Here is a 22,345-nt window from a genome sequence, read left to right on the forward strand (position 1 = left end):
GACATTGCATGACTCGGCACTCTTCGAGTTCGTTTGCGGCTACGATCGTTCCGCACTCAGGACAGGTGTGAGTGATTATGTTCATTCTCAGAGCTTGAGATTCGATTGCTCACCGATAACGAGCCGGCGGCCCTCGGGGAGCAGGCCGGAAGCGCTCGTTACCGTCGCCCCCTTACCGACGAGGCTATCAACGATCTTTCCGTCGGACGAGATCTCGCTCTCTCCGACGATGACACTGTTCTCCAAGTGAACGGTACTGAGCCGAGTGTTCGGACCGACAGCGGTGTAGGGTCCGACGTACGTTCCCCCTTCGACGACGGTATCCGCTGCGATAGAGACAGGGCCGCGCACGACTGCTCCTCCTTCTATCGTCGCCGTCTCGTGGAGATCGACGTGACCACGCACGTCGGCGTCACTGTCAACGGTACCGTCAAGACTTCCGGGTCGCCCGTCGAGTACCAAGCGATTGGCTTCGAGAATATCTTCAGGTTTCCCGGTGTCTTTCCACCACCCTTGGATGACGTGTGAATCGATGGCGAAGCCATCGTCGAGTAGTTCTTGAATCGCGTCGGTGATTTCGAGTTCACCACGCCACGAGGGTTCGATCGTCCTGATGGCCTCGAAGATGGCCGGTGAGAAGACGTAAATCCCGACTAAAGCGAGATCGGATGCTGGGTCATCAGGTTTCTCAACGAGTTTGGTCACATTTCCGTCGGGGTCTATTTCGGCGATACCGAACTGCTCGGGGGTATCCACTTCTTGAAGCGCGATTCCCGCGGCGTAATCTCCCGTCTCGAAGCTCTGAACGAGGTCTGAAATGCCGTCGTTTAGAATGTTGTCGCCGAGATAGACGACGAAGTCGTCTTCACCGACGAACTCCTCTGTGCATCCGACGGCATGAGCTAATCCCAGGGGATTGCCCTGTACGATGTACGTGATGTCGACGCCAAGTTCGGTTCCGTCGCCGAGAAAGGATTGGATGTCGTCACGGCCGAGATTACCGAGTACCACGCCGATGTCAGTGATTCCGGCATCTCGAAGGTCTTCGATGGCGTACTGGATTACTGGTTTGTTCGCCACTGGAACCAACTGCTTCGGGCCGGTGTGCGTGATGGGACGGAGGCGTGTTCCCAGTCCTCCGGCTAAGATTATTCCTTTCATCGGTTACTCGTGTGGCTCAGCGTGCCAATCCAGCGGAATTCGGTCGGTATCATGGGGGAGTCGTTCTTCGTCGGGGTCGTCGTACTCGTACAACTCCGTCGGGAAGTTGAGCAGGAGTGCCGGCGTGTCCCCGATCGCTTTGAATCCGTGCCAACAGTCTCCAGGGATCCGAATCACTCGCTGGTCGTGTTCGCCAATAACGAACGTATTGAGTTCGCCCGTTGTCGGAGAACCGTCACGGTCATCGTAGATGCCAATCTTGATCCTTCCCTCTGGACAGGTGAAGTAGTCCACTTGCCCCCGAATGTGCCGATGCCATGCACGGACGATACCCGGATACGTCATCGAGTAGTACGTCATCTCGGGATCGGGTTCGAAGAGATCCCAGTCACTCCGATAGAGTTCACCGAGATGGCCTCGTTCGTCGGTATTTACCTCGACAGACTCAGTCGCTACGTCATGTATCATGGTTGGCATCCAAACAACGTCGATTCACGTCTACTGTCGTGAGTGTGGATGGTCCGGATAGAAGTATTTTGTCGTTGATCATCCCCATATACTACACTGATCGAATGAGAAGAGAGATAGCTGAGATACTGAAAATCCAATAACGATTTAATATTCGGCCAATAAACATGGGTATGATGTCAAAAGTCCGCTCTACACTCCGGACCCTATACACGAGCGGTCCAGTTGAACTCACGAGAACAGGAGCCCTCACGTTAGCTAGAAATACGGGCCCTGGTGAGCGCTTCCTCTATAGACGATCCTTGGCGGCAATCACGGACCGAATGGATACTGAGAGAAACCTTGAAGACGTACTTGATACTGTTTTGGAAATCAAGCCTGGGTATCCGCCGTTTCAATTGCGCGCTGCACAGTTACGTGACGAACTGGAGACTTTAGCCGAGGTCGTAGAAAACCACGCTCCGAGGACGATTCTGGAAATCGGAACTCATGATGGCGGTACGTTTTATACATGGGCGCGACATGTGGACTCGGCTGAGCAGATTGTGAGTCTTGACCTCCCTGGAGGAGCGTTTGGCGGTGGATACAGCGAAAAAAAGGCCACGATTTACCAAACTTTTAATGAAGATGTGGACATGACTTTTGTTCGGCAGAACTCCCATAAACACGAAACGTTTGAAGCCGTATCTGACGACCTCTCAAACCCAATTGATTTCCTATTCATTGATGGAGATCATACTTACGAAGGTGTCAAGCAGGATTTCGAAATGTATACCGACCTATGCTCGGATGATGCGGTAGTCGCACTTCATGATATTGTAACACACCCTGACAATCAAGAAGTGGTTACTCGTCGTCGCGAGGAGATTGACTCAATCTCTGATTCACATCTAGTTTGGGGAGATATCTTCTCTGAGTGCAACGTAGATGATTTCTGGGCTGAACTAATTGATGAATACGAAACCAGGGAAATAATCTCACATCCGAAGCAAACTTGGGGCGGGATTGGAATCGTCTATCTTTAAGCCCAGACAAAAGCACTCTCCAACATGTCCTCAGATATATTATTTTCTATCAACAAATTGGCTTGGGTGTTCCGATGGTCATCAGTGACTGAAAGGGGGGCAGTAACTGAAAAATCCGGTTCTATCGTTTCCCATAACAAGGGTGAAATAATGCGGTTGCTATCGTATAAATTGGATATGTTATGATCGTGGTAAGTATCAAAGGTGGTCTCGGAAATCAACTCTTTCAGTACGCAACCGCCCGGAGTTTAGCTGAAAAACATGACACTGTTGTCAAAATCGATCTAAGTTTTTTCGACTATTGGACGGACGAGAATCGGGCTTACCGTTCTCCGTCAGATACTGTGTACTACCATCTTGACAATTTTGACATTGTCGGGACTGAAGCTGATAGGGGAGATATTAACTCCGTCATTCGATTCGGTGAGCGTGGGAAACGAGTTGCAGAGGTGCTTACCAGTTCAAGGATATCTCCATATTTAGAACGGTTTAGGCGTGAATACGGTTTGGCTGGTCGTCTATTAAATTACTACGGAGAACGGACGCCGGACCAAGGTCGTTTCAATCCTGCTATCCTGGAGGCTGGACCAAACTGCTATTTGAATGGATACTGGGAGAGTCCAAAATACTTCGAAGACATCCGCGGGATCCTCGCATCTGAGTTTACTCCGGCTACTGAATTGTCGGCCCAAAGTCGACAGGTCTTGGAACGAATCCAAGAGATGCCCTCAGTCGGCCTCCACGTACGTCGGGGCGATCTCGTTGAGTTTGATAATGCTCTACCGGAGACTTACTTCGAACGCGCTATTGCAGAATTTGCCGACAAAGATATCCGATTTTTCATTTTTTCGGTCGATCCAGACTGGGTAGCAGAACACATCGATATTGACGCTCCTGTGGAATACGTTGATCACTATCATCCCGATGAAGGAACCCGGACTCCAATGGCGTGGGAATATCTGGTTTTGATGAACTGCTGTGACCACAAGATAATTTCCAATAGTACCTTCAGCTGGTGGGCGGCGTGGTTGGATTACGATAGCAATACTAAAATTTTGTGTCCTGCAATCTGGAGACCAAATCATCCGCAAGATGGGATGAAATATGTTCGCAATCTCAATTTAATACCGGATTCCTGGGAAGTAATTCAATGGTAGTGACGGCAGTCTACCGAGTAGTTTACCTGAACGTAGTGGTATGCGATGTACCGCTCCCTTATGTGTATCCAACTATCGTTTTCATTTTGTGGATCGCTCTGTCAACCAATCCTATAATTTTCTGAAACTCTCCGCGTTTATACTTGTAGTACCGGCGATCGAATTCCGCACTCGGTTCTACGCGTTCGGGGTGCTCAAGAGGGAACGATAGAGATCTCCGGCTTGGTAATAAGAATCGCTGTTGGAGATGAGGTGTAACCTCGTTGTGCATCGAATCATCACCGAATCCTGTATGGATGACTAGATTATTCTTGGGCATGATCGTCATACCCCTGTTCGCGACTAGTGAGTGATGCCAGATAACATCACAGTAGTTCCGCTCATCATCGTCGTCATATATGATATCGAGAATCTCATCGTGGTGTTCGGCCCAATCATCTATGTGATACCTCTCTTCTAACACCCCGTTCTCCCTAACCTCTGGCCACGCTTCCATATCGGGGTCGTATTTTTTCCACGCACTACGCCACGTCGCCCATCCCATACTGCGATGATGATTTGAAAAAAAGTACGATGCATCAATGTCGGGAGGGACTCCGGCGTTGTTCCCGCAGATTCCCATCACTTCTGGGGTATCCCGATAACGCTCCAGCAACTCTTGGCAATATGGGAAAAAGTCTATGCTCGGCAAGTGGTCGTCTTCAAAAAGCACTGCTTCCTCTGTATTTTCGAACACCCAGTCAAGGCCAGTAGGATATCGAATCGGACCGCCGAGGTTTTCATCGGCGTAGTTTGTATATACCTCACAGTCCCAGTTGATGCTCTCTTCTGCAAGAGATCGTGCCGCTTCGACTTTTGCCGCTTCGCCTTCAATCTCGTCTCTCGGCCCGTCACCGACGATATACATCTCCGGCGGTTCTACCTTGCGGACAACGTCCAGCAGTCGCTCTAACGGTTCAGTTCGTTTGAAAATTGTAACTGCAACCGGCGTATCAAACATTGCCCGTGCCTCATCAACATTCATTATTCGCTATAAGTTTTAAGACGATTGCTAGTGATATGTTTTTCTATACTTGTCTCAGTTGCGATAATTGACTTCATTAAGATTTACTTTGTTTGTAAGATTGCGTTTAGTTTGGATCATTGTGCCAGCGAGTGAACCTTTGAAGCCAATTTTCGGCTGTTCCCGGTTCGACGAGCCGGAGCAGTTCGAAAAACGACGAGGTTCGGCGCTTCAGTTCTCGAAAAATTCGCTTGATAGCGCTCCAATTTCTCTGGCGACGTATTTGAAATCGGAGCCCAGCTTGTTGCACTTTGGTGGGAGGTATTAAGTGCCATGAATTGAAACACGGACGCTCCGCCATTGTGTTTCGTCGCAGCTCACGCAAAAAGATTCCCATGACAGGGGTGGTTGTCGTCGCAAAACCGAACGTGAATCAGATCGTTCGTCTTGTGATCGGTGGCCTCATACAGCCAATAATTACTCGTCGTTTACTCGTATCATCCTTCCGCTAAGCACAATCTGATTTAAATCCTTCCCTGAATTTTGCGGTAGATCGGCCTTTTGGACATTTGTTCCTGTTGAGGCGGACTGATTTCTGTCATAGGCACCAAGAAATATGCTCGCCTCATTTTTCGCTAACTAAATACCGCCGTTCGTAATGAGTGCATTCATGCTCTAACAGCAGGATCAGTGATGTTCTTTGCTTGTTGTAACTGGTAAAACTGAAAAATAGGGGACTGACTTCACCTCTACCTATTCTCTGAATTCGGAACTTTCTTTTTCTCGTTTTCTTTCTTCGCCGTTCGGATATCGAATGGTCCATGAAGGTACGTCTTCATCTACAAACGTATTTGCCGCAACAGCCGCGCCGGTGTGAAGAGTAACCCCCGGCATAATTATAGAACCAGAACCAACAAAGCTTTCACTTTTTAGCCTCACGTCCCCAGAAATTGTTCGCCTTTCCTCTTTAGCTACTACGCTGGACGCCGGATAACCCAGATCCGCAGTAGAGGTGAGTACAACACAATTGTACGTCACTACTGATCGCGGCCCCATATCGAAACAGTTATTCCCAACCACATGACTCCCAGCGTGAATAACTGATTGTTCACGAAGGCGTACGCCTCCACTGGCATTAATTAAACAATAAGAATCTATCCGACTGGAATCATCGATTTCTAGCTCACTTCGGTTAATAATTGTTGTCGGTTGATGAATTGTAGCAGAACTCATTTGAAATAGATAGTTTTCCCTTACATATTATCTTTTTCCTCACGCTTTCATGACATGCAAGATAAATTATTCAAATTTACTGAATCAAAAAGGTCGTAACTAGGGAATTTAATAGTAGTGGAAACTTCCGTCTTGATAATGGACGACGACATGGTTAGTGTCGCCGAACCAATTCTCGGAGAGGCGGAACGCGATAATATTGAAGCAGTTTTGGATTCGGGGCGATTCCTACAAGGTCCGTTCGTAGAGGAGTTCGAACGGAAGTGGGCCGAACTAGTCGGTGTTGACCACGCTATCGCAGTTACGAACGGCACTGTCGCTATTCAACTCGCGCTAAACGCTATCGGGATAGAACCTGGTGACGAAGTAATAGTTCCCAGTTTAACGTTCGGTTCCACGGCCACTGCGGTAGTTCACCAAGCAGGAATCCCAGTTTTCGCCGATATCGATAGAGACCTCTATACAATTGACCATACCGATTTAGAGCGTTGTCTCACCGACCGCACCAAGGCAATCGTTCCGGTACATATGTACGGACATCCTGCGGAAATGGATGAGATAATCGCGTTCGCAGACACACATGACCTGAGAGTCATTGAAGACGCCGCACAAGCCCATGGAGCCAAGTACAAAGGAGATGTCGTCGGAAGCATTGGTGATGCAGGCTGTTTCTCGTTTTATGCAACAAAGAATATCACTACCGGTGAAGGCGGTGTAATTACGACCGACGACCCTCATCTCGCGGAGCGACTACGAACGCTTCGTAACCACGGAATGAGTGGCCGCGATAAGCACGTTACGCTCGGATATAACTATCGGATGAGCGAATTGAATGGTGCGATCGGTGTGGCACAAGTCGAAAAGTTACCCGAGTTCAACAAGAAACGTCGGGAGATCTCGGAATACCTGTTTGAGGAACTTGCCGATATTGAGTGGCTTAATGCTGCGACGGTTCGCGAATACGTTGACCACGCTTACTTCTGGGCCCCATTCGAAGTTGCGACAGATCAACTTGGTCTGCGGGGAAAGGAGGTTTGGAACGAATTACGAAACCGAGGCATTGAAACGCGACATCGATACATCACTCCGTTGTACAACCAGCCTGTGTTCACTGAGCATCGTGGATTCAATAGCGATTTTCCGTGGAGCACCAATCCACGGCCTCACAACTATGACCTCCATCTGGACAACGTTGAGGAAGTTGTCGGTGATGTAATCGGTTTGCCGAACCATCCAAATCTCATGCCGGAAGAGGTTGATCGTGTCATCAATGCCGTTAGGACATTCGATACGAAGCACTCGTAACGGAGAATTTAAATACGTAATTCAATTTTCCTACTGATATGCGGGTACTCGTCACTGGCGGAGCGGGCTACATCGGCAATTTCATCGTGGAGGAATTACTTTCGGGTGGACACCAGGTTCGCGTCCTAGATTCATTCCTCTTTGGTTCGGACGCACTTGCCCCATTTGAGACTCATGAGGCACTGGACATCTGTGAGGGAGATATCCGACATATTGATGATTTGAGTTATGCAATGGAGGATGTCGATGCCGTCATCCATATGGCTGGAATCGTTGGTGATCCAGCCTGTAGTGTAAACGAACAGGCAACTCAAGCTGTAAACGTTGAAGCAACCAAGGCACTCGTCGAAGTGTGTAAGATGCACGACATAGGCCGTCTGATCTTCGCATCGACGTGTTCCGTCTATGGGGCTTCAACGCTCAGTGAACTCAATGAGGGGTCCCATCTCAACCCGCTGTCGCTATATGCTGAATCGAAGAAGGAGTCAGAGGATATTATTCTACGTTCAACGCAGGACCGATACACAGCGGCAACCGATATTACACCGACTATCCTCCGAATGGGCACGATTTTCGGCTGGTCCCGTCGGATGCGATTCGATCTCGTTGTGAACCTACTAACGGCAAAGGCAGTTCTCGAGGACGATATCCCTGTGTATGGCGGTGAACAGTATCGGCCACTCGTTCATGTCCACGACGCTGCGAGGGCTTTCGTTGCAGTACTTGAAGCGCCACAGGAGAAAGTAGATCAACAAATCTTCAATGTAGGGGATAATGACTTGAATTATCCGATCAAGGAAGTGGGGCGGATCATCGAAGAAAACGTCGAGGGTGCTGAAGTTCGATTTGTAGAGCACAAAGAAGACAACCGAACGTATCAGGTTGATTTCACGAAAATCAACCATATCATTGGCTGGGAAGCGCAACAGGATATCACGGACGGCGTGAAAGAAATCCAAGAGTGGATAGAAGAAGCGGATATTACGGAATACGAATCGGACCAGTACCGGAACTCTACGTATCCATACCTGTAAGCTGATTCTGAAGTACAGATCTGAGACCTCAAATCAAGCGATTTCGACGCGGAAACTCTCTCAGCAGAAGAAAAAATATATTACGGTAAACCTACCAGAGTACATCTAATGACTGATGTCGTCTGGCTCATCTTAGACTCCCTCTCATACTCTGTCACTCCCTTCGCGAACGACGATTTGGGTACAATGCCGGCGTTTAAGCAACTCGCGGACGAAGATGGAGTTGTCTACTCGGAAGCCCGCGTTCCAGGACTGTTCAGTGCGTCGTCGCATGGATCGTTTTTCACCGGGTACCATCCATCTGAAACCGGAATGCATTATGTTCACCCACACTTCCCGGGAAACCACCAAACTATCGCACAGACGCTCTCGGATACCCACGACTCCTTTATAATCACTGACAATCCATTCGTTCACAAAGGTTTATCAGACACGTTCGACTACAGCCATCCGCTGAAGCTTGCGAACTACCAACTATTCAACGACGAGAATGCTAGCCTTGCCGACTTCGAGGAGCGATCCAACAGCTCTAGTCTTACCCGGTTCGCGAAATTTGCCCTTGAGGGCGGGAAACCTGTCAGATCGGTTCTCAATGGGTTGAGCTGTGCTCTACACGCGAATCTAGAATTCGGCCCATTCCAGACGAGACTGGGTTTCTCAGGTGAATATATCTCGAAAAAAATTGAGAAGTACGTCACTGATCGGACGAACGATTCTCTCGTCGTCGCAAATTATATGGACTTACACCCTCCCTTTGATCCGTCTGATGAAGCCCTAGAACGGTTTCTTCCTGACGTTCCTCAAGGGGAGTTGCCGATTAACATCAGTGGTGAGGTGCTCCAGTCGTACTCGTTTGAGCAACGGATCGGTCTCCTCAAAGCATCTGCGTGGGACCTAGACAAGCACTTGGGGCCGTTGCTGGAGACACTGCTCGCTGAAGACGCGTTCGTTGTCGTTACCGCAGATCATGGTCACGGTTTTAACCGGCAAAAACGATTCGAAGAAGAGCGGATCCACGTCCCGCTCGTTATATTTTCACCCGACCAACAGGCAGACAAAATCAAACACACCGTCAATATCATCGATCTTCCGGCGACTACGATGGACGCGCTCGGACGTGATCCGAACCAATTCCCCGGTAAGTCGTTACTCGAAGTTGAGGGGAATCGAATCTCGATTACTGAATCGATACGGACGAACGATCAGCTTAGCACACAGATCGATATCGGTGAAGGGCAGAGTTCGGCTGTCGTTCACGACATACTCGGCGTCGCAGGTCAATCACGAGTCGAATACGTCGACGGGAGCTTTACGGTCAGCTCGAACGAAATGGATCAGACTGAAGCGATTAAAACGGAACTGAAGGAATTACTTAATAGTCGATCGACAAATGAGGTGGATTCCCCAGAGTATTCGGATGAAACGCTCCAGCGACTCAAAGACTTCGGATATCTGTCTGACTAGCGAATTCGGATATGATTTGGGCACAACACTTATGAAACAGTATCTAAGATGGGGGCTATCAAAACTGTACTTTTCTCTCCTCTATCGATTTCACAAACCGTCTGCCCCGAAGATATTGATGTACCACTCGGTCGGTGACAGTGGCTCACTTTCAATCACGGAGCGAGAATTCCAAACCCAACTGGCGTTTCTTGATGCACGCTATAGGTTTGTTACGCTGTCTGAGATTGTGACCAAGAACGATAAAGAGAGTGTCGCATTGACCTTCGACGACGGATATCGGGACTTCTACGATACTGCACTCCCAATACTGCGAGAGAACGATATCCCTGCAACTGTGTTCGTCGTAGGCTCATCTCTGACAGAGGGAAAAGTCCCTGGCTTTCGGAAACCCACGATGACGATTGACCAACTGTGTGAACTTGCTGACGACCCGCTCATAACTCTCGGAAACCATACACAATCTCACCAAGACCTGACTTCTTTGCCACAAAAAGAGCAGAAGAATGAAATAATCCATGGGAAACGAATTATCGAAGATCAGGTCGGTGTCTGTGTTTCGCAGTTCGCGTACCCAGGCGGTGCCTACGACGATCATAGTGTCAGTGTGGTCAAAGACACCCACGACTGTGCCGTCACTGTAGACAAGCCTTGGAGTTCGTATTCGAACCACACGTTACCGAGGATTCACGCTCATGATGCAGAACTGGTCCGCTGGGGGTTAAACTCTACCAGCCATCTACTCCATAGGTAAAAGACACTGGGTTCATTTCTTTGAAATCACCTGTATCATTGGGTCTGTATCCAATTGAGACTTGCCCGTGGATCGCTCTTGATAAGTCATATGTAATGATAACCAGATCGGAGGACACATTGGTCAATTTCTTCTGCGTATTTCTCACTCAGGAAGAATATAGTTCGGCATAGGTCCCATCCCTCCGTAACAATTCTTCGTGAGTTCCCCTGTCAGTTATTTTTCCATCGACGAGCGTGTAAATCCGATCAGCATTCTGGACGGTGGAGAGCCGGTGGGCGATGGTGATGATGATGTATTCTCGTTCCATCGACTCAATAGCAGTTTGAACCCGTTCCTCGATTTTCGTGTCCAGATCACTAGTTGCCTCGTCGAGGACAAGTACGTCTGCGTCTTTCAGCAGGGCCCGTGCGAGAGCGACACGCTGCTTTTGTCCCCCTGACAATCGAACACCATCATCTCCCAGTTCTGTTTCGAGTCCATTGGGCAAATCATCAAGAAACTCGTCGATACTAGCTATTTTCGCAACTCGGTCTATTTCTTCTTGTGGAATCTGCCGATTTCCGATGGTAATATTGTACTTGAGTGTTTCGTTGAAAATAAATGGGTGTTGACGGACTACGGCAATCCGATCCCGCCACGCAGCCGTCTCGAATGAATCGAGTGGTATTTGATTGATTTGTATCTCACCACTGTCAGGGCTATACATCCGTGCGAGTAGAGACACAATTGTTGACTTACCTGCTCCTGATTGGCCGACGAACGCTACAAACTCGTTCTGGTCTACCTCAAATGAGACGCTCTTCAGCACTTGTTCCGAGTCATCGTACGAGAACGATACGTCATCGAAAACGACGGACTCAACCGCATCAGGGGGTGTCTGATCCCCACTTGGTTCCGCGTGGGACTCAATCTCGTCGACGAACCGTTGCGACCTAACGACATGTGCAAGGTTCGACTCGAGCTGGTAAAATAGATGATTGAGGCTGCTAACCCTCGGAGAGAGGCGAAACATGGCGAAGAGAAACACGCCCAAACTCCCGACAGTCAATGATGCGATCTCCAGGCCCAGATAAATTAGCACAAATACGGAAACCGCCGAAATAAGTTGTTGGAAATTCGATATTCCAGCACTGTTCCGCTGGCGAGCGACCTCTGAATTAACGTACTCATTCATCGCTGTTTCGAATTCAGCGAACAATTCTCCGGTCATGCCGAAGAGTTTAGCATCGCGGATTCCTTGGGTTCCAGCTTGAACAGTTTCTTGGACACGTTCGTTCGCAGTAGCGACGCTCTCCCCAATAGAAAACCCTCCACCGAAGACGTACCTGAGGAGATACGTTGAGGTTCCTAATACGACCACTGCAAATATTGTCAGATATGGAGTAATGAGGAGAGCGACCAGTAAGTACATACCGCTGACAAGACCTACTTGGAGGAGTTTGACTAAGTGACTGATTGCCGATCCAGAGTATTCTGATTGTGTGATGACCGCATTCAGGATGTCATCAGACCCTTCTTTATCGAAATATTCGATGTTGGCGGCTAATGCACCCTGAAATGATTCTCTACGCAGGAATCGAATATATTCGGTCTGGAGAGTTGCACTGAGCCACGTGACCGCGAAAGTTAACAGATACCTCAGTGTAATAACACACCCCACCCCAACAATGATATACTCGAGCGTGAACGGAATTCCCAGGAAGTCGTATACTCTTATAAACGTCTCCAAGAGACCGTTGGGATTCGACGTATTTCCCCGAGCGTACTCAACGATTGGCAAAATGAAGGTTAGGCCGAGACCCTCTAGAAGAGCGGCAGCAAAGCTGAGTGCCACCACCCCAACAGTAAATAGAGGTCTGAATGTCGCCGTTCTCAGGAGCGCAGATACCTTTTCACGTACTGTTATCTCGTCAGACATACTCGGAAGATACTCATCAGACTCTCTCTTGCGAAGATAAATAACAGACTCGATATCCGCTATCAATTTACTAAACGACGGTTGACACTTGTCGGTACTTTTATTTTTATCCTATATCTCCATTCAGCACTATCTAATAGTACCTCTAGAGAGAGTCAGTCCCGAATTTGATCGGATATTATGTTAGGAGTCAGCTTCGTGACAGCCTAAAACAGGTGTTAATGTAGTGTTACACCCCCTTCCATGTTGGAGACTCCAAGACCGCACTGCAGTAGATTTGGATAACTTTCTACACACCTCGAGTCACAAGATTCATCTCGTGCTATCGTATCTTGAGAGGTGTACGAATGAGGAGACTGTCCCTGAACACTTGGTATACGTCTGCTCGGACGAATCCAGCTGTCGGTGCTCTGGCCGTCTTCTTTGCAGCACTGATAATTCGGTTGGCTTACCTTGGACGTATCCTTCAGGGATCCCTCCGAACGCCACCGGATACCGGATCCTACATAGAGGCTTGCCAAGTTATATTCTCGGACCCCACTGCTTTGATTGGCATCAGAAAGGGTATCACATATCTCGGATTCACCGCACCGTTCTGTAGCGTTCGCGTCTTGAGTGGTGGATCAAATGTTCCGTGGGCGTTCGTCCAAGTCTTTCTCTCCGCCGTGACGGCCGTACTCATCTACTACATTTGTGTCCGTGTCGTGAGCGTTGCGGGGGGGATCATCGCAGGCTTCGGGTTCGCCCTGTTGTTCGAGGCACTCCGGTTTGTCGTGTTCATGCTCTCGGAAACAGTGTTTATCGCTGCCCTTGTCTTTTCGATGTGGGCGATCGCTTTCCACAGGGATGAACGTACGAAGACCAGTGCTGTGCTGGTAGTTGTCTCGTTTATTTGGCTCATTACGACGCGCCCGTTCGGGTTACCAATCGTCGCAGGGTGGCTCTTTTTCGATCTTTTCCCTGACGATAGCGGATACAGAATTGGGCTCCTCCCGAGATCCGTTTCGATTGCCGGAGTTGTTGGACTCCCAATACTTGTGCAAGCTCTCACCGATGTCTTTCGAAAACTAAACCAGGCCAGTTTGTCGTTTCGGGAGGGGTGGATATATTACAGAGGCCACTGGGACTCTCCACTTTCTCTCTACGAATATACGCCTCGCGTATCCGACACTGCGGTTGAGTTCTTCATCGTCAATATCGACCACGTCCTACAAATCATGCTGCTCCGCCTGTTCGTGTTCTACCTCCCGCTGGTTCCGCGACTCTCGCGGGGTGCGATAGTGTACACGGCGTTCAATGCGATCGTTCTGATTCCCTTGTTAGTGTGTACCCTTCTTGGACTGGTGCGATCGCTCCGACAACATTCGATCGTATTCAGTCTGTTCGGTACGCCAATCATCGTCGTAACGGGGGTGACGATGTTGATGTTCGTAAGTTCTTCCTGGCGCTACAGAGCACCGTTGGCACCGTCGTTCGCACTGATTACTGGGTATTTCCTCACGACAAATCCAAAACTCGTTAAGTTGCGCGAGGCAATAGAACAGCGGATGGCTCGCTGGAGAAATAGATTGTAGGCGATTCCTCTGGGATGGTACTAACGGACCAGACCGCACTTCCAACGTCGTCTCACATCACGCTTTCTGCTTACACCGTGCCTCTTTGATCAAGCTGGGCTTGGAAATATTCCGGTAACTGTTCGAGTCCGTCACGAAGTGAAACAGTGGGCTCCCAGTTGAGGTGCCGTCGAGCCTTAGTGATGTCGGGTTTTCGAACTTGCGGATCTTGATCGGGTCGCTCTTCGAACACGAGTTCGCTCTCGCTGTTGGTGACGTCGATAATTTCTTCAGCGAGCTTCTTGATTGTCCACTCATCCGGGTTCCCGATGTTGACTGGAGTATCCAAATCTGACCGCATCAGTTCGCGTAGCCCCTCTATGAGATCGGTAACGTAGCAGAAACTCCGTGTCTGCTTCCCATCTCCGTGTACCGTTAGCGGTTCATTTTGGAGTGCTTGCCTCATGAAGGTCGGAATCACGCGACCATCGTCGAGACGCATGCGGGGCCCGTACGTGTTGAACAATCTCCCGATCCGGACGTCGATATCGTGTTTATCCCGGTATGCCCTTACTAACGCTTCGGCGTACCGCTTCGATTCGTCGTAGCAGGATCTTGGGCCAAACGGGTCCACGTTCCCACGGTAGCTCTCTGGCTGTGGATTGACTTCTGGATCGCCGTAGACTTCGCTCGTCGACGTAAACAGGTACTTCGCGTTCTTTTCTTTAGCGAGCCCAAGCGTCTTGTGCGTCCCGAGTGCACCAACCTTCAGCGTCTTGATCGGGTTGTCCTGATAGAACACCGGAGATGCCAAACTGGCGAGATGCAGTACCCAGTCTATTTCTCCAGTCGAATGGATGAAGTTCGTAACGTCGTGTTCGTAGAAAGTGAAATTGTCATCATGAAAGACTTGTTCGAGATTTTCGGTGCGACCGCTGATGCGGTTGTCCATTGCTACGACCTCGTGGCCATCTTCGAGAAGTGATTCACAGAGATGCGAACCTAAAAATCCAGCACCACCAGTAACTAATACTCTCTGCATCTTGATTCACCAACAGCCCCCACTAGGATTAATAGCTTCGGTTCAGGCATTGCAATGCTCTTAACGAGGCAGAGTGATCGTCTGTCGAGTATTATTTTATCACATTCCGCTCGCTCCTCCTCGTACCACTCGATCGTCTGACGAAGTCCGTCCTCCAATTTAGTTTAGATCTTCCGGCCAAACCGCACTCGGGCGCTATACATGGTGAGTCGACCGGGTGGCTGGCCGTCAGGCATCGACGTATCCCACTCGATGTCGCCGTCGACCCCGGTCAGGTTAACCATTGTCTCGACCAGCTCCCGGATATTAATCTCGTTGTCGCTCCCGGGATTCGCCGACACGCTGCTGTTGTACCGCTCTGTCGCATCGGATTCCTTCGGCGGCGTCTTTTACGTACAGGAATTTTCTTGTCGGCTCACCGGGCCCCCACGCCGTAATGGTGTCGCCGCACCGCTCAGGGCCTCTCGATGGCTTTGAGGATCATCGCAGGAACCACCAGACTCGTTCCGAGATCGAAGTCGTCACGGGGTCTGTATAGGTTCTTCGGTAGGGCCTTCTTTGTATACCGTCCGGAGAATTCGTCTCCTTGGAGTAGCCGTCGAACAGGTCCTGTTCTCAAATTATATTCAGAGGATCCGGACTCAGGTCCGGTGCATACCAGTAAATTTCTTCAACAAGCCGTATCAGTCCCCTAACGCCGTCTCGATGACATCAACGACTTTCGACTGCTCATTCTCCCAATTGTACCGCTCCGCAACGGCGCGACGACCGTTCGTACCGAGGTGACGGGCCTGATCGGCGTCGTCGAGGAGGGCACCTAGCGCGTCTCTGAGCTCCTCGATATCGGTAGTATCAACAGTCACACCACATTCAGTCGTCTCGACGATCTCCGGAAACCCACCGAAATCAGGCACAACAACGGGGAGGGCGGCATTCATATAATCGGGAATCTTGCGGGCGTTCCAGCGGACGATTCGGTTCATCGGGACCGGCTGATAGGGTGCTGCGGCCACGTCGCCCCGGCCGAGGCTCTCGTGGACCTTGGCGTAGTCGACCCGGCCGGCGAACTCGACGGCATCGCGTACCCCAAGCTCGGCGGCTCGGCTCCGTAGTCGGTTTGCGGTGTCGTCGACTGAATCGCCGATGAACAGGAGTTCGACATCAGGCTGGCTTTGCCGGACCAGTGCGAACGCCTCAAGGAGCGCGGACACGCCCTTCCTGTCGTCCAGGACGCCGACGTACACGATCGTGTCGTGTGTACCGACTCGGTCGTGGGGGGGCTTCAGTTTGGGGACGTTGTAGACGACGGCCAGATTGTCCGTGAACCCCTCGTAGCGCTCCTTGACGACGTCACCGGAAGTGTCGATGACCGTGATGCCGTCAACGACGGTGAGACACGCATGCTCGATGGCCTTGACCGTCCACGAAAACAGCGGTGCCAGCATCGAGTCACGCTCGCTATAGTCCTCGACACGGGGGTCGACGACGTCGTAAACAACAGTGGTGCCAGAGAGTCCGAGGACCGCCGCGAGCGGCAGCAGTGAGACGTGGCCACAGAAGAGGACGTCTGTCTCGTTACCGTGCAGTTCCCGGACAAACTGAAGGTACAGTATCGGAACGAGGAACGCGTTCAGCATCGAGACCCGTAGCCCCGGACTACTGACTCGGGTACATGGGACCGCATCATTTGCGGCGTTCGAGCTCCCTTTGCGGTCCCAGCAGAGTGCGGTGACCTCGTGGCCCTCGGCGACTAGGGCCTCAGCGAACAGTTCAGCGCGAGGGTTGAGATGAGAGCGGTGAAACAAGATACGGATGGAGGCCATTTAGACGAATCTGACCGGCAGTAGATAAAAACGTTCGTTATCGGGTTTGCCGGAGACACGGTGCCTAGAGCGCTACGCTTAATTACCACGGTTATCGAACTCGTAACATGTCGACGTCGTTTTCGGTGCTCCTGTCGGTCTATCACGGTGACGATCCGGCCCAGCTTGACGCGGCGCTCGCCAGTTGTTTCCGGCAGACCCGCGAGCCCGACGAGCTCCTCGTCGTCGAGGACGGCCCGCTCACCGAGGCCCTCGAAGCCGTCCTCGACAGGTGGGCCACCGAGCGCCCAAAGCAGATCAGGCGCCACGCGCTTCCGGAAAACAGGGGGCTCGGGGAGGCACTCAGGATTGGGGTTCGGGAGTGCCGTCACCAGCTCATCGCACGGTTCGACGCGGACGACGTCAATGTGGAAACGCGGTTCGAGATCCAGTGTGACTTTATGGCCTCTCACCCTGAGATCGACGTCCTCGGCGGATACATCGGCGAGTTCACCGACGACCCGGAAACCCTGAATAGGCGACGCGAAGTCCCGACGGCGCACGACGCAATCAGACGGCGAGCCCGCTTTCGTAACCCGATCAACCACGTGACCGTCATGTTCCGGCGCGAGGCCGTCCTCTCGGTGGGGAACTACCGCCCGGTCATGCCGCTCGAAGACTACGACCTCTGGGTACGACTCCTCTGTGACGGCGCTACGTTTAGGAACCTTCCGGAGGTATTAGTGAAGGTCAGAGCCGGTGAGGAGATGATAGCGCGTCGTGGCGGGCTGGCGTATGCTCGCGCCGACGCCCGCCGTCAGTGGGACTTCTACCGGCGGGGATTTGTCTCACTCCCCGTCATGCTGGTGAACCTCGTCACCCGCGTCCCACTCAGGCTTGTCCCGCCGTCGATCCGTCATTTCATATATACGGCCGTTGCTCGCGATCCCGCGGACGCAACTCGGTGAACCGGCTTCTAACGGGTAGCGTACCGAACGCTATTTATATTGCCACTGAATTCATCACCAACATGTCTCGGTTCTCGGTGAGCGTGGTCACACCCTCTTTCGAGCAGGCGGAATTCCTTGAAGATAATCTGCAGTCTGTAATGGGCCAGTCGGGGGCGGAGATCGAACACGTTGTCGTAGACGGCGGGTCGACAGACGGGACGGTCGAGTTGCTCGAGGCCTACGAGGACCGCTACGATCTCAAGTGGGTGTCGGAGCCGGACGACGGCCAGTCCGACGCTATCAACAAGGGGATCGAGATGGCGACCGGCGATTGGATCTGCTGGGTCAACTCCGACGATTACCTGTTGCCCGGCGCGATGGAGACGCTGGGCGGGGCCGCCGAGGGCCAACCGGGGGCCGATGTCATCTACGGAGATTATCTCTTCGTCGACGCCGAGGGCAACGAAGTCGGTCGGAAGTACAGCACGCCACCCTCCCGGTTCGTTCATAAGCATTACTATCAGTTCACTGGAAACCACAGTATGGTTATCAGACGCGACACCCTGGACTCACTGGGCGGTGTCGACGAGGAACTGGAGTACGTGATGGACGCCGACCTGCTCTGGCGACTGCTCACTGCAGACCTCGAACTGGTCCAGGTGCAGTCGTTCATCGGCGCTCGGCGTCTCCACGAGGCGGCGAAGACGACGGGGACGCCACCTCCGGAACGGCAGGCTGAGATGCGGGAACTGAAATCCAGATATGGTCTCTCGCCATTCGAGCGAGTGGTGCCGGACAGGGCCCTGGCGGCGGCGGCACTCGGGCTGCAGGGGACGTATCACCTTCTCGACGGCCGGCCAGAAGCGCTTCGTTACATTCGCTCATGAGTGGCGATTCGTGGCCGAATCTGCTCGTCACGTTGTTCCTCATCAGTGTCCTGCTCTCGCTGCAGCTCCCGCTCCCGGGCGTGGGGTCGAAATACGCTTCAATAAACGCCTCCGATTTTGTCGTCGTGGCACTCGGAGGATTGTTCCTCGCCCGGCGACTGCGGAGCGACGATTGGCGGATTGAACTAACGGTTCCGGAGGTGACGGGTTGGTTCTGTCTCCTGGGTGGCTGGATTCTCGTCACGATTTTGGTCGCTGTCGTCCGCGAACCGGTTTCGGTATTCATCAACGTCCTCTGGACGCTGAAATGGTTCGAAATAGCCGGCCTCCTCGTCTTGGTACAGTCGTTCTCAGCGGCTGTCGACTGGGACCGGGCGCTCGTAGTTCTGACCGCTGGTGGGGCACTTATCGCCGCTGTCGCCGTCGTCCAGAACATCACTGCGGCAGGGACGTACGCGCAGTCGACGGTCCTCTGGCGAAATCCTAACACGATGGCCGTGTTTCTGGCCCTGCCGGCGCTACTCGGCTTGCTGAACGGCGCCCTCTGGGTTCGCGAACGACCGAGGCTGGCCGGGCTCAGTTTCCTCGCCGGGGCCGTCTGTCTAGTCGGCGTTCTCACTGCCGGTTCGCGGTCGGGGATGATTACGCTCTTCGGCGGCGGCACTATCGGCGTGGTATTACTGCGTGACAAGTTGCCTGTCCGCACACTTATCACTGCCGTCGCGGGGACCGCGTCGCTCGTTGTCCCCATCCTGCTTGCGACGAGGCCGTGGCTGTTCAAGCGGTACCTTCCCCTCGTACTCAGGAACGGGGAATTAACCCTGAATCCGTCGTTCTTCCATGGATTAGAGAGTCGATTCCAGCTCACACAGGAGGCGATCGATCTGTGGGTACAGCAGCCCATATTTGGCTACGGGTGGTTCGCCTCGCCGGAGAATCCCAGAGTCGGCTATCTCGACGTGCTGTACTCACAGTTGCTGGTTGATCTCGGCGCTGTCGGGTTCGTGCTCGCTATCGCGTTCTATTTGGTCATCGTCCGGACGTTTATCGGCCGCATCTCGGACGTGTCGCTGGTCGTCCCTATCGTCGGTGCCAGCTGGCTCGTCGGGCTCCTCGCTGCCGGCATCGGCGGGGCCCACGCCCGGGTGCCACGCCTGCTGTACATTCTCGTCGTTCTGCTCGTCGCCGCCGCCGCTCTTGAAACTCGCGATCGCCGGCGCTTCTGGGCCTGAGAGGTAGCTTTCCTGGGGAAGCTATGCGCAACCGGACCGGTTCTGTCCGGCTACCCTTGGCCATCGCCCCCTATCTGCCGGAAGCACCAGGAATGGAAAAAGAAATGTCCGGCCCACCAAGACATGTGGCACTGGTATGAATCTCGAATCGAAGCTCACCGAACGCCCTGTCTTCGTCACCGGCGGTGACGGCTTCGTCGGCTCCCATCTCGTTGACACGCTCGTCGAACACGGTGCCGACGTCCACGTATTCGTCCGTGCGACATCCAGCGGGGAACTGAACAATATCCGGCACCAGCGTGAGGCCATCACGGTCCATCGCGGCGACCTAAGGGACAAACACTCTGTCGAACAGGCTCTGCAGACGTTCACCGACCACAGTGAGACTCTCATCTTTCACTTAGCAGCCCAGGCCCACGTTGGCGAATCGTGGGACCGACCCTATGAGACCGTCGACACCAATGTCACTGGCACTCTCAATCTCCTCCAGTCCGTCGTCGATCTCGACCTCGACATCGCCAAGTTCGACACCGCTGGCACCAGCGAGGAGTATGGCAACGTCAAGGAGGAGATGGTCGAAAAACATGATTACGAGGACGACGGTCGCGTCCTCCTTAGTGAGCGCTCGCCGGTCAATCCCACGAGTATCTACGCCACTACCAAACTCGCTGCCGACTTCCTCACGATGAACTTCAACGACGCGTACGGGCTTCCGACGGTCACGACGCGGATGTTCAATAACTACGGTCCCAGGCAGAACCCACGGTACATCACGGGAACGATCATCACGCAGGCACTTGAACGCGACATCGTCGAACTCGGAAATCTCCAGCCAAAACGGGATATGTGTTACGTCAGCGACGGTGTCCGCGGCCATCTCCACGTCGCACTTAGTGGCAGCCCCGGTGAGCAGTACGTCTACGGGTACGGGGAGAACATTTCGATGCGGGAGTGGACAGAGACGATCCTCGATGTGGGTGCCGAACACGACTACTGGGAACGCCCGGAGATTGTTCAGGAAGATGATCGGTATCGCCCCGGCGATAGCGACGTAGAAGAGCTATTAGTTGGCTACGAGAAACTGAACGAGGAGACGGGCTGGGAACCGCACGTATCTTGGCGTGACGGCATCCGGAAAACCATCGACTGGTATGCGAACAACAAACCAGCGTGGTACGGGCGGGTGGACTGGCGATGAGCCACGGTTTTTGGGACGACCGCACGGTGATGGTGACTGGAGGGAGCGGCTTTCTTGGAAGTCATTTGGTCGAGGAACTGCGCTCTCGCTCCGACGACGTCGAGGTGTTCGTTCCCCGCAGCAGCGAGTACGACCTCCGAGAGCGGGCCGCCATTCGACAGGCGTTCGTCGAATCCGGTGCTGATACCGTTATCCATCTGGCGGCGACTGTTGGAGGCATCGGTGCTAACCGAAAGAATCCAGGTCGCTACTTCTACGATAATGCCGTGATGGGCATCGAGCTTATGGAACTCGCTCGCCAGTTCGGTGTCGAGAAATTCACCATTCTGGGGACCATCTGTTCGTACCCGAACCACACCGATGTCCCGTTCGAAGAGGACGACCTTTTCGATGGCTATCCAGAAGAGACGAACGCGCCGTACGGTATCGCGAAGAAAGCGCTACTCACACAGTCAAAGGCCTACCGAAAGCAGTACGATTTCAATAGTATCTATTTGATGCCAGTGAATCTCTATGGGCCGCGAGACGATTTTGATCTTGATTCCGCCCACGTCATCCCAGCGATTATCCGAAAGTGTCTGGAGGCGCGCGACCGGGGCGACGACTCGATAACTGCATGGGGAACCGGTGAACCGACCCGGGAATTCCTCTACGTGACTGACGCTGTACGTGGTATTCTTGATGCTACTGAGGAACTCAACCGGAGCGAACCGGTCAACCTCGGAAGCGGTTCGGAAATCAGTATCCGCGACCTCGTCGAGACAATAGCGAGTCTGACGGGTTTCGAGGGGCGCATCGAATGGGACACTTCGAAACCTGACGGTCAACCTCGACGGAAACTTGACATCAGCCGTGCCGAGAAGTACTTTGACTGGAACGCTCGTACCGACTTTGAGGATGGGCTCAAACAGACGATAGAGTGGTACAGGTCGGTTAGAGACGAATATCCGGCCGGAGGCGTGCACCACAGTAGATAGCTAAAACAGACTGAGTTGCTCGGCCCGATTGAGCCTGATCGGAGTCCGCCAGATGTCGAAGGGATTATTGTCCGATTCGTTCCTATTGTCTCGGTCGATCTGTTCTTCCTGAAACGGATACGCAAGACGATTTCGAATCCTCTGAGCGCAGAGAGTGTCGCATGACGACGTGGGCAAAA

Annotated in this window: 19 protein-coding genes; 12 read left to right on the forward strand and 7 right to left on the reverse strand. The window is 52.4% G+C overall.

Features of this window, described 5'->3' with window-relative positions:
• Positions 1-87: 87 nt before the first annotated feature.
• Both ACOZ4I_RS02340 and ACOZ4I_RS02345 read right to left on the reverse strand, forming a co-directional pair.
• A complete protein-coding gene (locus ACOZ4I_RS02340; protein ID WP_424002634.1) occupies positions 88-1,161 on the reverse strand; it encodes a glucose-1-phosphate thymidylyltransferase in 1,074 nt (357 codons plus the stop codon).
• A 3-nt stretch (positions 1,162-1,164) separates the two neighbouring features.
• Positions 1,165-1,629 carry a dTDP-4-dehydrorhamnose 3,5-epimerase family protein gene (locus tag ACOZ4I_RS02345; RefSeq protein ID WP_424002636.1) on the reverse strand — a complete coding sequence of 155 codons (465 nt, stop codon included), beginning with the start codon at positions 1,627-1,629 and terminating at the stop codon, positions 1,165-1,167.
• Between the two features lie 176 nt (positions 1,630-1,805).
• On the opposite strand from ACOZ4I_RS02345, the gene ACOZ4I_RS02350 reads away from it, so the two are divergent.
• Together ACOZ4I_RS02350 and ACOZ4I_RS02355 are read left to right on the forward strand one after the other, a co-directional pair.
• Positions 1,806-2,654, forward strand: a complete 849-nt coding sequence (locus ACOZ4I_RS02350; RefSeq protein ID WP_424002638.1) for a class I SAM-dependent methyltransferase — start codon at positions 1,806-1,808, stop codon at positions 2,652-2,654.
• A gap of 182 nt (positions 2,655-2,836) precedes the next feature.
• On the forward strand, positions 2,837-3,811 hold the full coding sequence (locus ACOZ4I_RS02355; RefSeq protein ID WP_424002640.1) for an alpha-1,2-fucosyltransferase: 975 nt from the start codon (positions 2,837-2,839) through the stop codon (positions 3,809-3,811).
• A gap of 58 nt (positions 3,812-3,869) precedes the next feature.
• Here ACOZ4I_RS02355 and ACOZ4I_RS02360 read toward each other — a convergent pair whose 3' ends face one another.
• Both ACOZ4I_RS02360 and ACOZ4I_RS02365 read right to left on the reverse strand, forming a co-directional pair.
• A complete protein-coding gene (locus tag ACOZ4I_RS02360) occupies positions 3,870-4,835 on the reverse strand; it encodes a hypothetical protein (protein ID WP_424002642.1) in 966 nt (321 codons plus the stop codon).
• Positions 4,836-5,567: 732 nt separating this feature from the next.
• Positions 5,568-6,047 (reverse strand): acyltransferase, encoded by a 480-nt coding sequence (locus tag ACOZ4I_RS02365; RefSeq protein WP_424002644.1) that lies wholly within the window; start codon positions 6,045-6,047, stop codon positions 5,568-5,570.
• 138 nt (positions 6,048-6,185) lie between these two features.
• Here ACOZ4I_RS02365 and ACOZ4I_RS02370 point away from each other — a divergent pair, with 138 nt between their 5' ends.
• The 4 genes from ACOZ4I_RS02370 to ACOZ4I_RS02385 all read left to right on the forward strand — a co-directional run bounded on the left by ACOZ4I_RS02370 (position 6,186) and on the right by ACOZ4I_RS02385 (position 10,604).
• Positions 6,186-7,352 carry a DegT/DnrJ/EryC1/StrS family aminotransferase gene (locus tag ACOZ4I_RS02370; protein ID WP_424002646.1) on the forward strand — a complete coding sequence of 389 codons (1,167 nt, stop codon included), beginning with the start codon at positions 6,186-6,188 and terminating at the stop codon, positions 7,350-7,352.
• Positions 7,353-7,390: 38 nt separating this feature from the next.
• On the forward strand, positions 7,391-8,386 hold the full coding sequence (locus ACOZ4I_RS02375; protein ID WP_424002648.1) for an NAD-dependent epimerase/dehydratase family protein: 996 nt from the start codon (positions 7,391-7,393) through the stop codon (positions 8,384-8,386).
• A 108-nt stretch (positions 8,387-8,494) separates the two neighbouring features.
• Entirely contained in the window at positions 8,495-9,850 is a 1,356-nt protein-coding gene (locus ACOZ4I_RS02380) for a sulfatase-like hydrolase/transferase (RefSeq protein ID WP_424002650.1), read from the forward strand.
• Between the two features lie 118 nt (positions 9,851-9,968).
• Positions 9,969-10,604, forward strand: a complete 636-nt coding sequence (locus ACOZ4I_RS02385) for a polysaccharide deacetylase family protein (protein WP_424002652.1) — start codon at positions 9,969-9,971, stop codon at positions 10,602-10,604.
• 148 nt (positions 10,605-10,752) lie between these two features.
• Here the strand turns inward: ACOZ4I_RS02385 and ACOZ4I_RS02390 are convergent, their stop codons facing one another.
• A complete protein-coding gene (locus tag ACOZ4I_RS02390) occupies positions 10,753-12,525 on the reverse strand; it encodes an ABC transporter ATP-binding protein (protein WP_424002654.1) in 1,773 nt (590 codons plus the stop codon).
• A gap of 347 nt (positions 12,526-12,872) precedes the next feature.
• On the opposite strand from ACOZ4I_RS02390, the gene ACOZ4I_RS02395 reads away from it, so the two are divergent.
• Positions 12,873-14,099, forward strand: coding sequence for a hypothetical protein (locus ACOZ4I_RS02395; RefSeq protein WP_424002656.1), 1,227 nt, complete (start codon positions 12,873-12,875; stop codon positions 14,097-14,099).
• 70 nt (positions 14,100-14,169) lie between these two features.
• On the opposite strand, the gene ACOZ4I_RS02400 is transcribed toward ACOZ4I_RS02395, so the two are convergent.
• Together ACOZ4I_RS02400 and ACOZ4I_RS02405 are read right to left on the reverse strand one after the other, a co-directional pair.
• Positions 14,170-15,120 (reverse strand): UDP-glucuronic acid decarboxylase family protein, encoded by a 951-nt coding sequence (locus ACOZ4I_RS02400; RefSeq protein ID WP_424002658.1) that lies wholly within the window; start codon positions 15,118-15,120, stop codon positions 14,170-14,172.
• 683 nt (positions 15,121-15,803) lie between these two features.
• A complete protein-coding gene (locus ACOZ4I_RS02405; RefSeq protein ID WP_424002660.1) occupies positions 15,804-16,943 on the reverse strand; it encodes a glycosyltransferase family 4 protein in 1,140 nt (379 codons plus the stop codon).
• A gap of 107 nt (positions 16,944-17,050) precedes the next feature.
• On the opposite strand from ACOZ4I_RS02405, the gene ACOZ4I_RS02410 reads away from it, so the two are divergent.
• The 5 genes from ACOZ4I_RS02410 (at position 17,051) to ACOZ4I_RS02430 (ending at position 22,166) form a co-directional block, all read left to right on the forward strand.
• A complete protein-coding gene (locus tag ACOZ4I_RS02410) occupies positions 17,051-17,890 on the forward strand; it encodes a glycosyltransferase (RefSeq protein WP_424002662.1) in 840 nt (279 codons plus the stop codon).
• Between the two features lie 140 nt (positions 17,891-18,030).
• On the forward strand, positions 18,031-18,759 hold the full coding sequence (locus tag ACOZ4I_RS02415) for a glycosyltransferase family 2 protein (RefSeq protein ID WP_424002664.1): 729 nt from the start codon (positions 18,031-18,033) through the stop codon (positions 18,757-18,759).
• Positions 18,756-19,991 (forward strand): O-antigen ligase family protein, encoded by a 1,236-nt coding sequence (locus ACOZ4I_RS02420; RefSeq protein WP_424002666.1) that lies wholly within the window; start codon positions 18,756-18,758, stop codon positions 19,989-19,991. The genes ACOZ4I_RS02415 and ACOZ4I_RS02420 overlap by 4 nt, the downstream gene beginning before the upstream one ends.
• Before the next feature lie 136 nt (positions 19,992-20,127).
• Positions 20,128-21,189 carry a GDP-mannose 4,6-dehydratase gene (locus ACOZ4I_RS02425; RefSeq protein WP_424002668.1) on the forward strand — a complete coding sequence of 354 codons (1,062 nt, stop codon included), beginning with the start codon at positions 20,128-20,130 and terminating at the stop codon, positions 21,187-21,189.
• On the forward strand, positions 21,186-22,166 hold the full coding sequence (locus ACOZ4I_RS02430) for a GDP-L-fucose synthase family protein (RefSeq protein ID WP_424002670.1): 981 nt from the start codon (positions 21,186-21,188) through the stop codon (positions 22,164-22,166). The genes ACOZ4I_RS02425 and ACOZ4I_RS02430 overlap by 4 nt, the downstream gene beginning before the upstream one ends.
• Positions 22,167-22,345: the final 179 nt, after the last annotated feature.

Source organism: Haloarcula salina, assembly GCF_049603855.1.
GTDB classification, from domain to species: Archaea; Halobacteriota; Halobacteria; order Halobacteriales; family Haloarculaceae; genus Haloarcula; species Haloarcula salina_A.

Bases quoted from the DNA above. Each gene is read 5' to 3' on its own strand.
- ACOZ4I_RS02410 (WP_424002662.1), top strand. From the start codon at position 17,051: ATGTCGACGTCGTTTTCGGTGCTCCTGTCGGTCTATCACGGTGACGAT.
- ACOZ4I_RS02340 (WP_424002634.1), bottom strand. From the start codon at position 1,161: ATGAAAGGAATAATCTTAGCCGGAGGACTGGGAACACGCCTCCGTCCC.
- ACOZ4I_RS02415 (WP_424002664.1), top strand. From the start codon at position 18,031: ATGGGCCAGTCGGGGGCGGAGATCGAACACGTTGTCGTAGACGGCGGG.
- ACOZ4I_RS02395 (WP_424002656.1), top strand. From the start codon at position 12,873: ATGAGGAGACTGTCCCTGAACACTTGGTATACGTCTGCTCGGACGAAT.
- ACOZ4I_RS02370 (WP_424002646.1), top strand. From the start codon at position 6,186: ATGGACGACGACATGGTTAGTGTCGCCGAACCAATTCTCGGAGAGGCG.
- ACOZ4I_RS02350 (WP_424002638.1), top strand. From the start codon at position 1,806: ATGTCAAAAGTCCGCTCTACACTCCGGACCCTATACACGAGCGGTCCA.
- ACOZ4I_RS02420 (WP_424002666.1), top strand. From the start codon at position 18,756: ATGAGTGGCGATTCGTGGCCGAATCTGCTCGTCACGTTGTTCCTCATC.
- ACOZ4I_RS02425 (WP_424002668.1), top strand. From the start codon at position 20,128: ATGAATCTCGAATCGAAGCTCACCGAACGCCCTGTCTTCGTCACCGGC.
- ACOZ4I_RS02345 (WP_424002636.1), bottom strand. From the start codon at position 1,629: ATGATACATGACGTAGCGACTGAGTCTGTCGAGGTAAATACCGACGAA.
- ACOZ4I_RS02385 (WP_424002652.1), top strand. From the start codon at position 9,969: ATGTACCACTCGGTCGGTGACAGTGGCTCACTTTCAATCACGGAGCGA.
- ACOZ4I_RS02390 (WP_424002654.1), bottom strand. From the start codon at position 12,525: ATGTCTGACGAGATAACAGTACGTGAAAAGGTATCTGCGCTCCTGAGA.
- ACOZ4I_RS02405 (WP_424002660.1), bottom strand. From the start codon at position 16,943: ATGGCCTCCATCCGTATCTTGTTTCACCGCTCTCATCTCAACCCTCGC.
- ACOZ4I_RS02375 (WP_424002648.1), top strand. From the start codon at position 7,391: ATGCGGGTACTCGTCACTGGCGGAGCGGGCTACATCGGCAATTTCATC.
- ACOZ4I_RS02400 (WP_424002658.1), bottom strand. From the start codon at position 15,120: ATGCAGAGAGTATTAGTTACTGGTGGTGCTGGATTTTTAGGTTCGCAT.
- ACOZ4I_RS02360 (WP_424002642.1), bottom strand. From the start codon at position 4,835: ATGAATGTTGATGAGGCACGGGCAATGTTTGATACGCCGGTTGCAGTT.
- ACOZ4I_RS02430 (WP_424002670.1), top strand. From the start codon at position 21,186: ATGAGCCACGGTTTTTGGGACGACCGCACGGTGATGGTGACTGGAGGG.
- ACOZ4I_RS02380 (WP_424002650.1), top strand. From the start codon at position 8,495: ATGACTGATGTCGTCTGGCTCATCTTAGACTCCCTCTCATACTCTGTC.
- ACOZ4I_RS02365 (WP_424002644.1), bottom strand. From the start codon at position 6,047: ATGAGTTCTGCTACAATTCATCAACCGACAACAATTATTAACCGAAGT.
- ACOZ4I_RS02355 (WP_424002640.1), top strand. From the start codon at position 2,837: ATGATCGTGGTAAGTATCAAAGGTGGTCTCGGAAATCAACTCTTTCAG.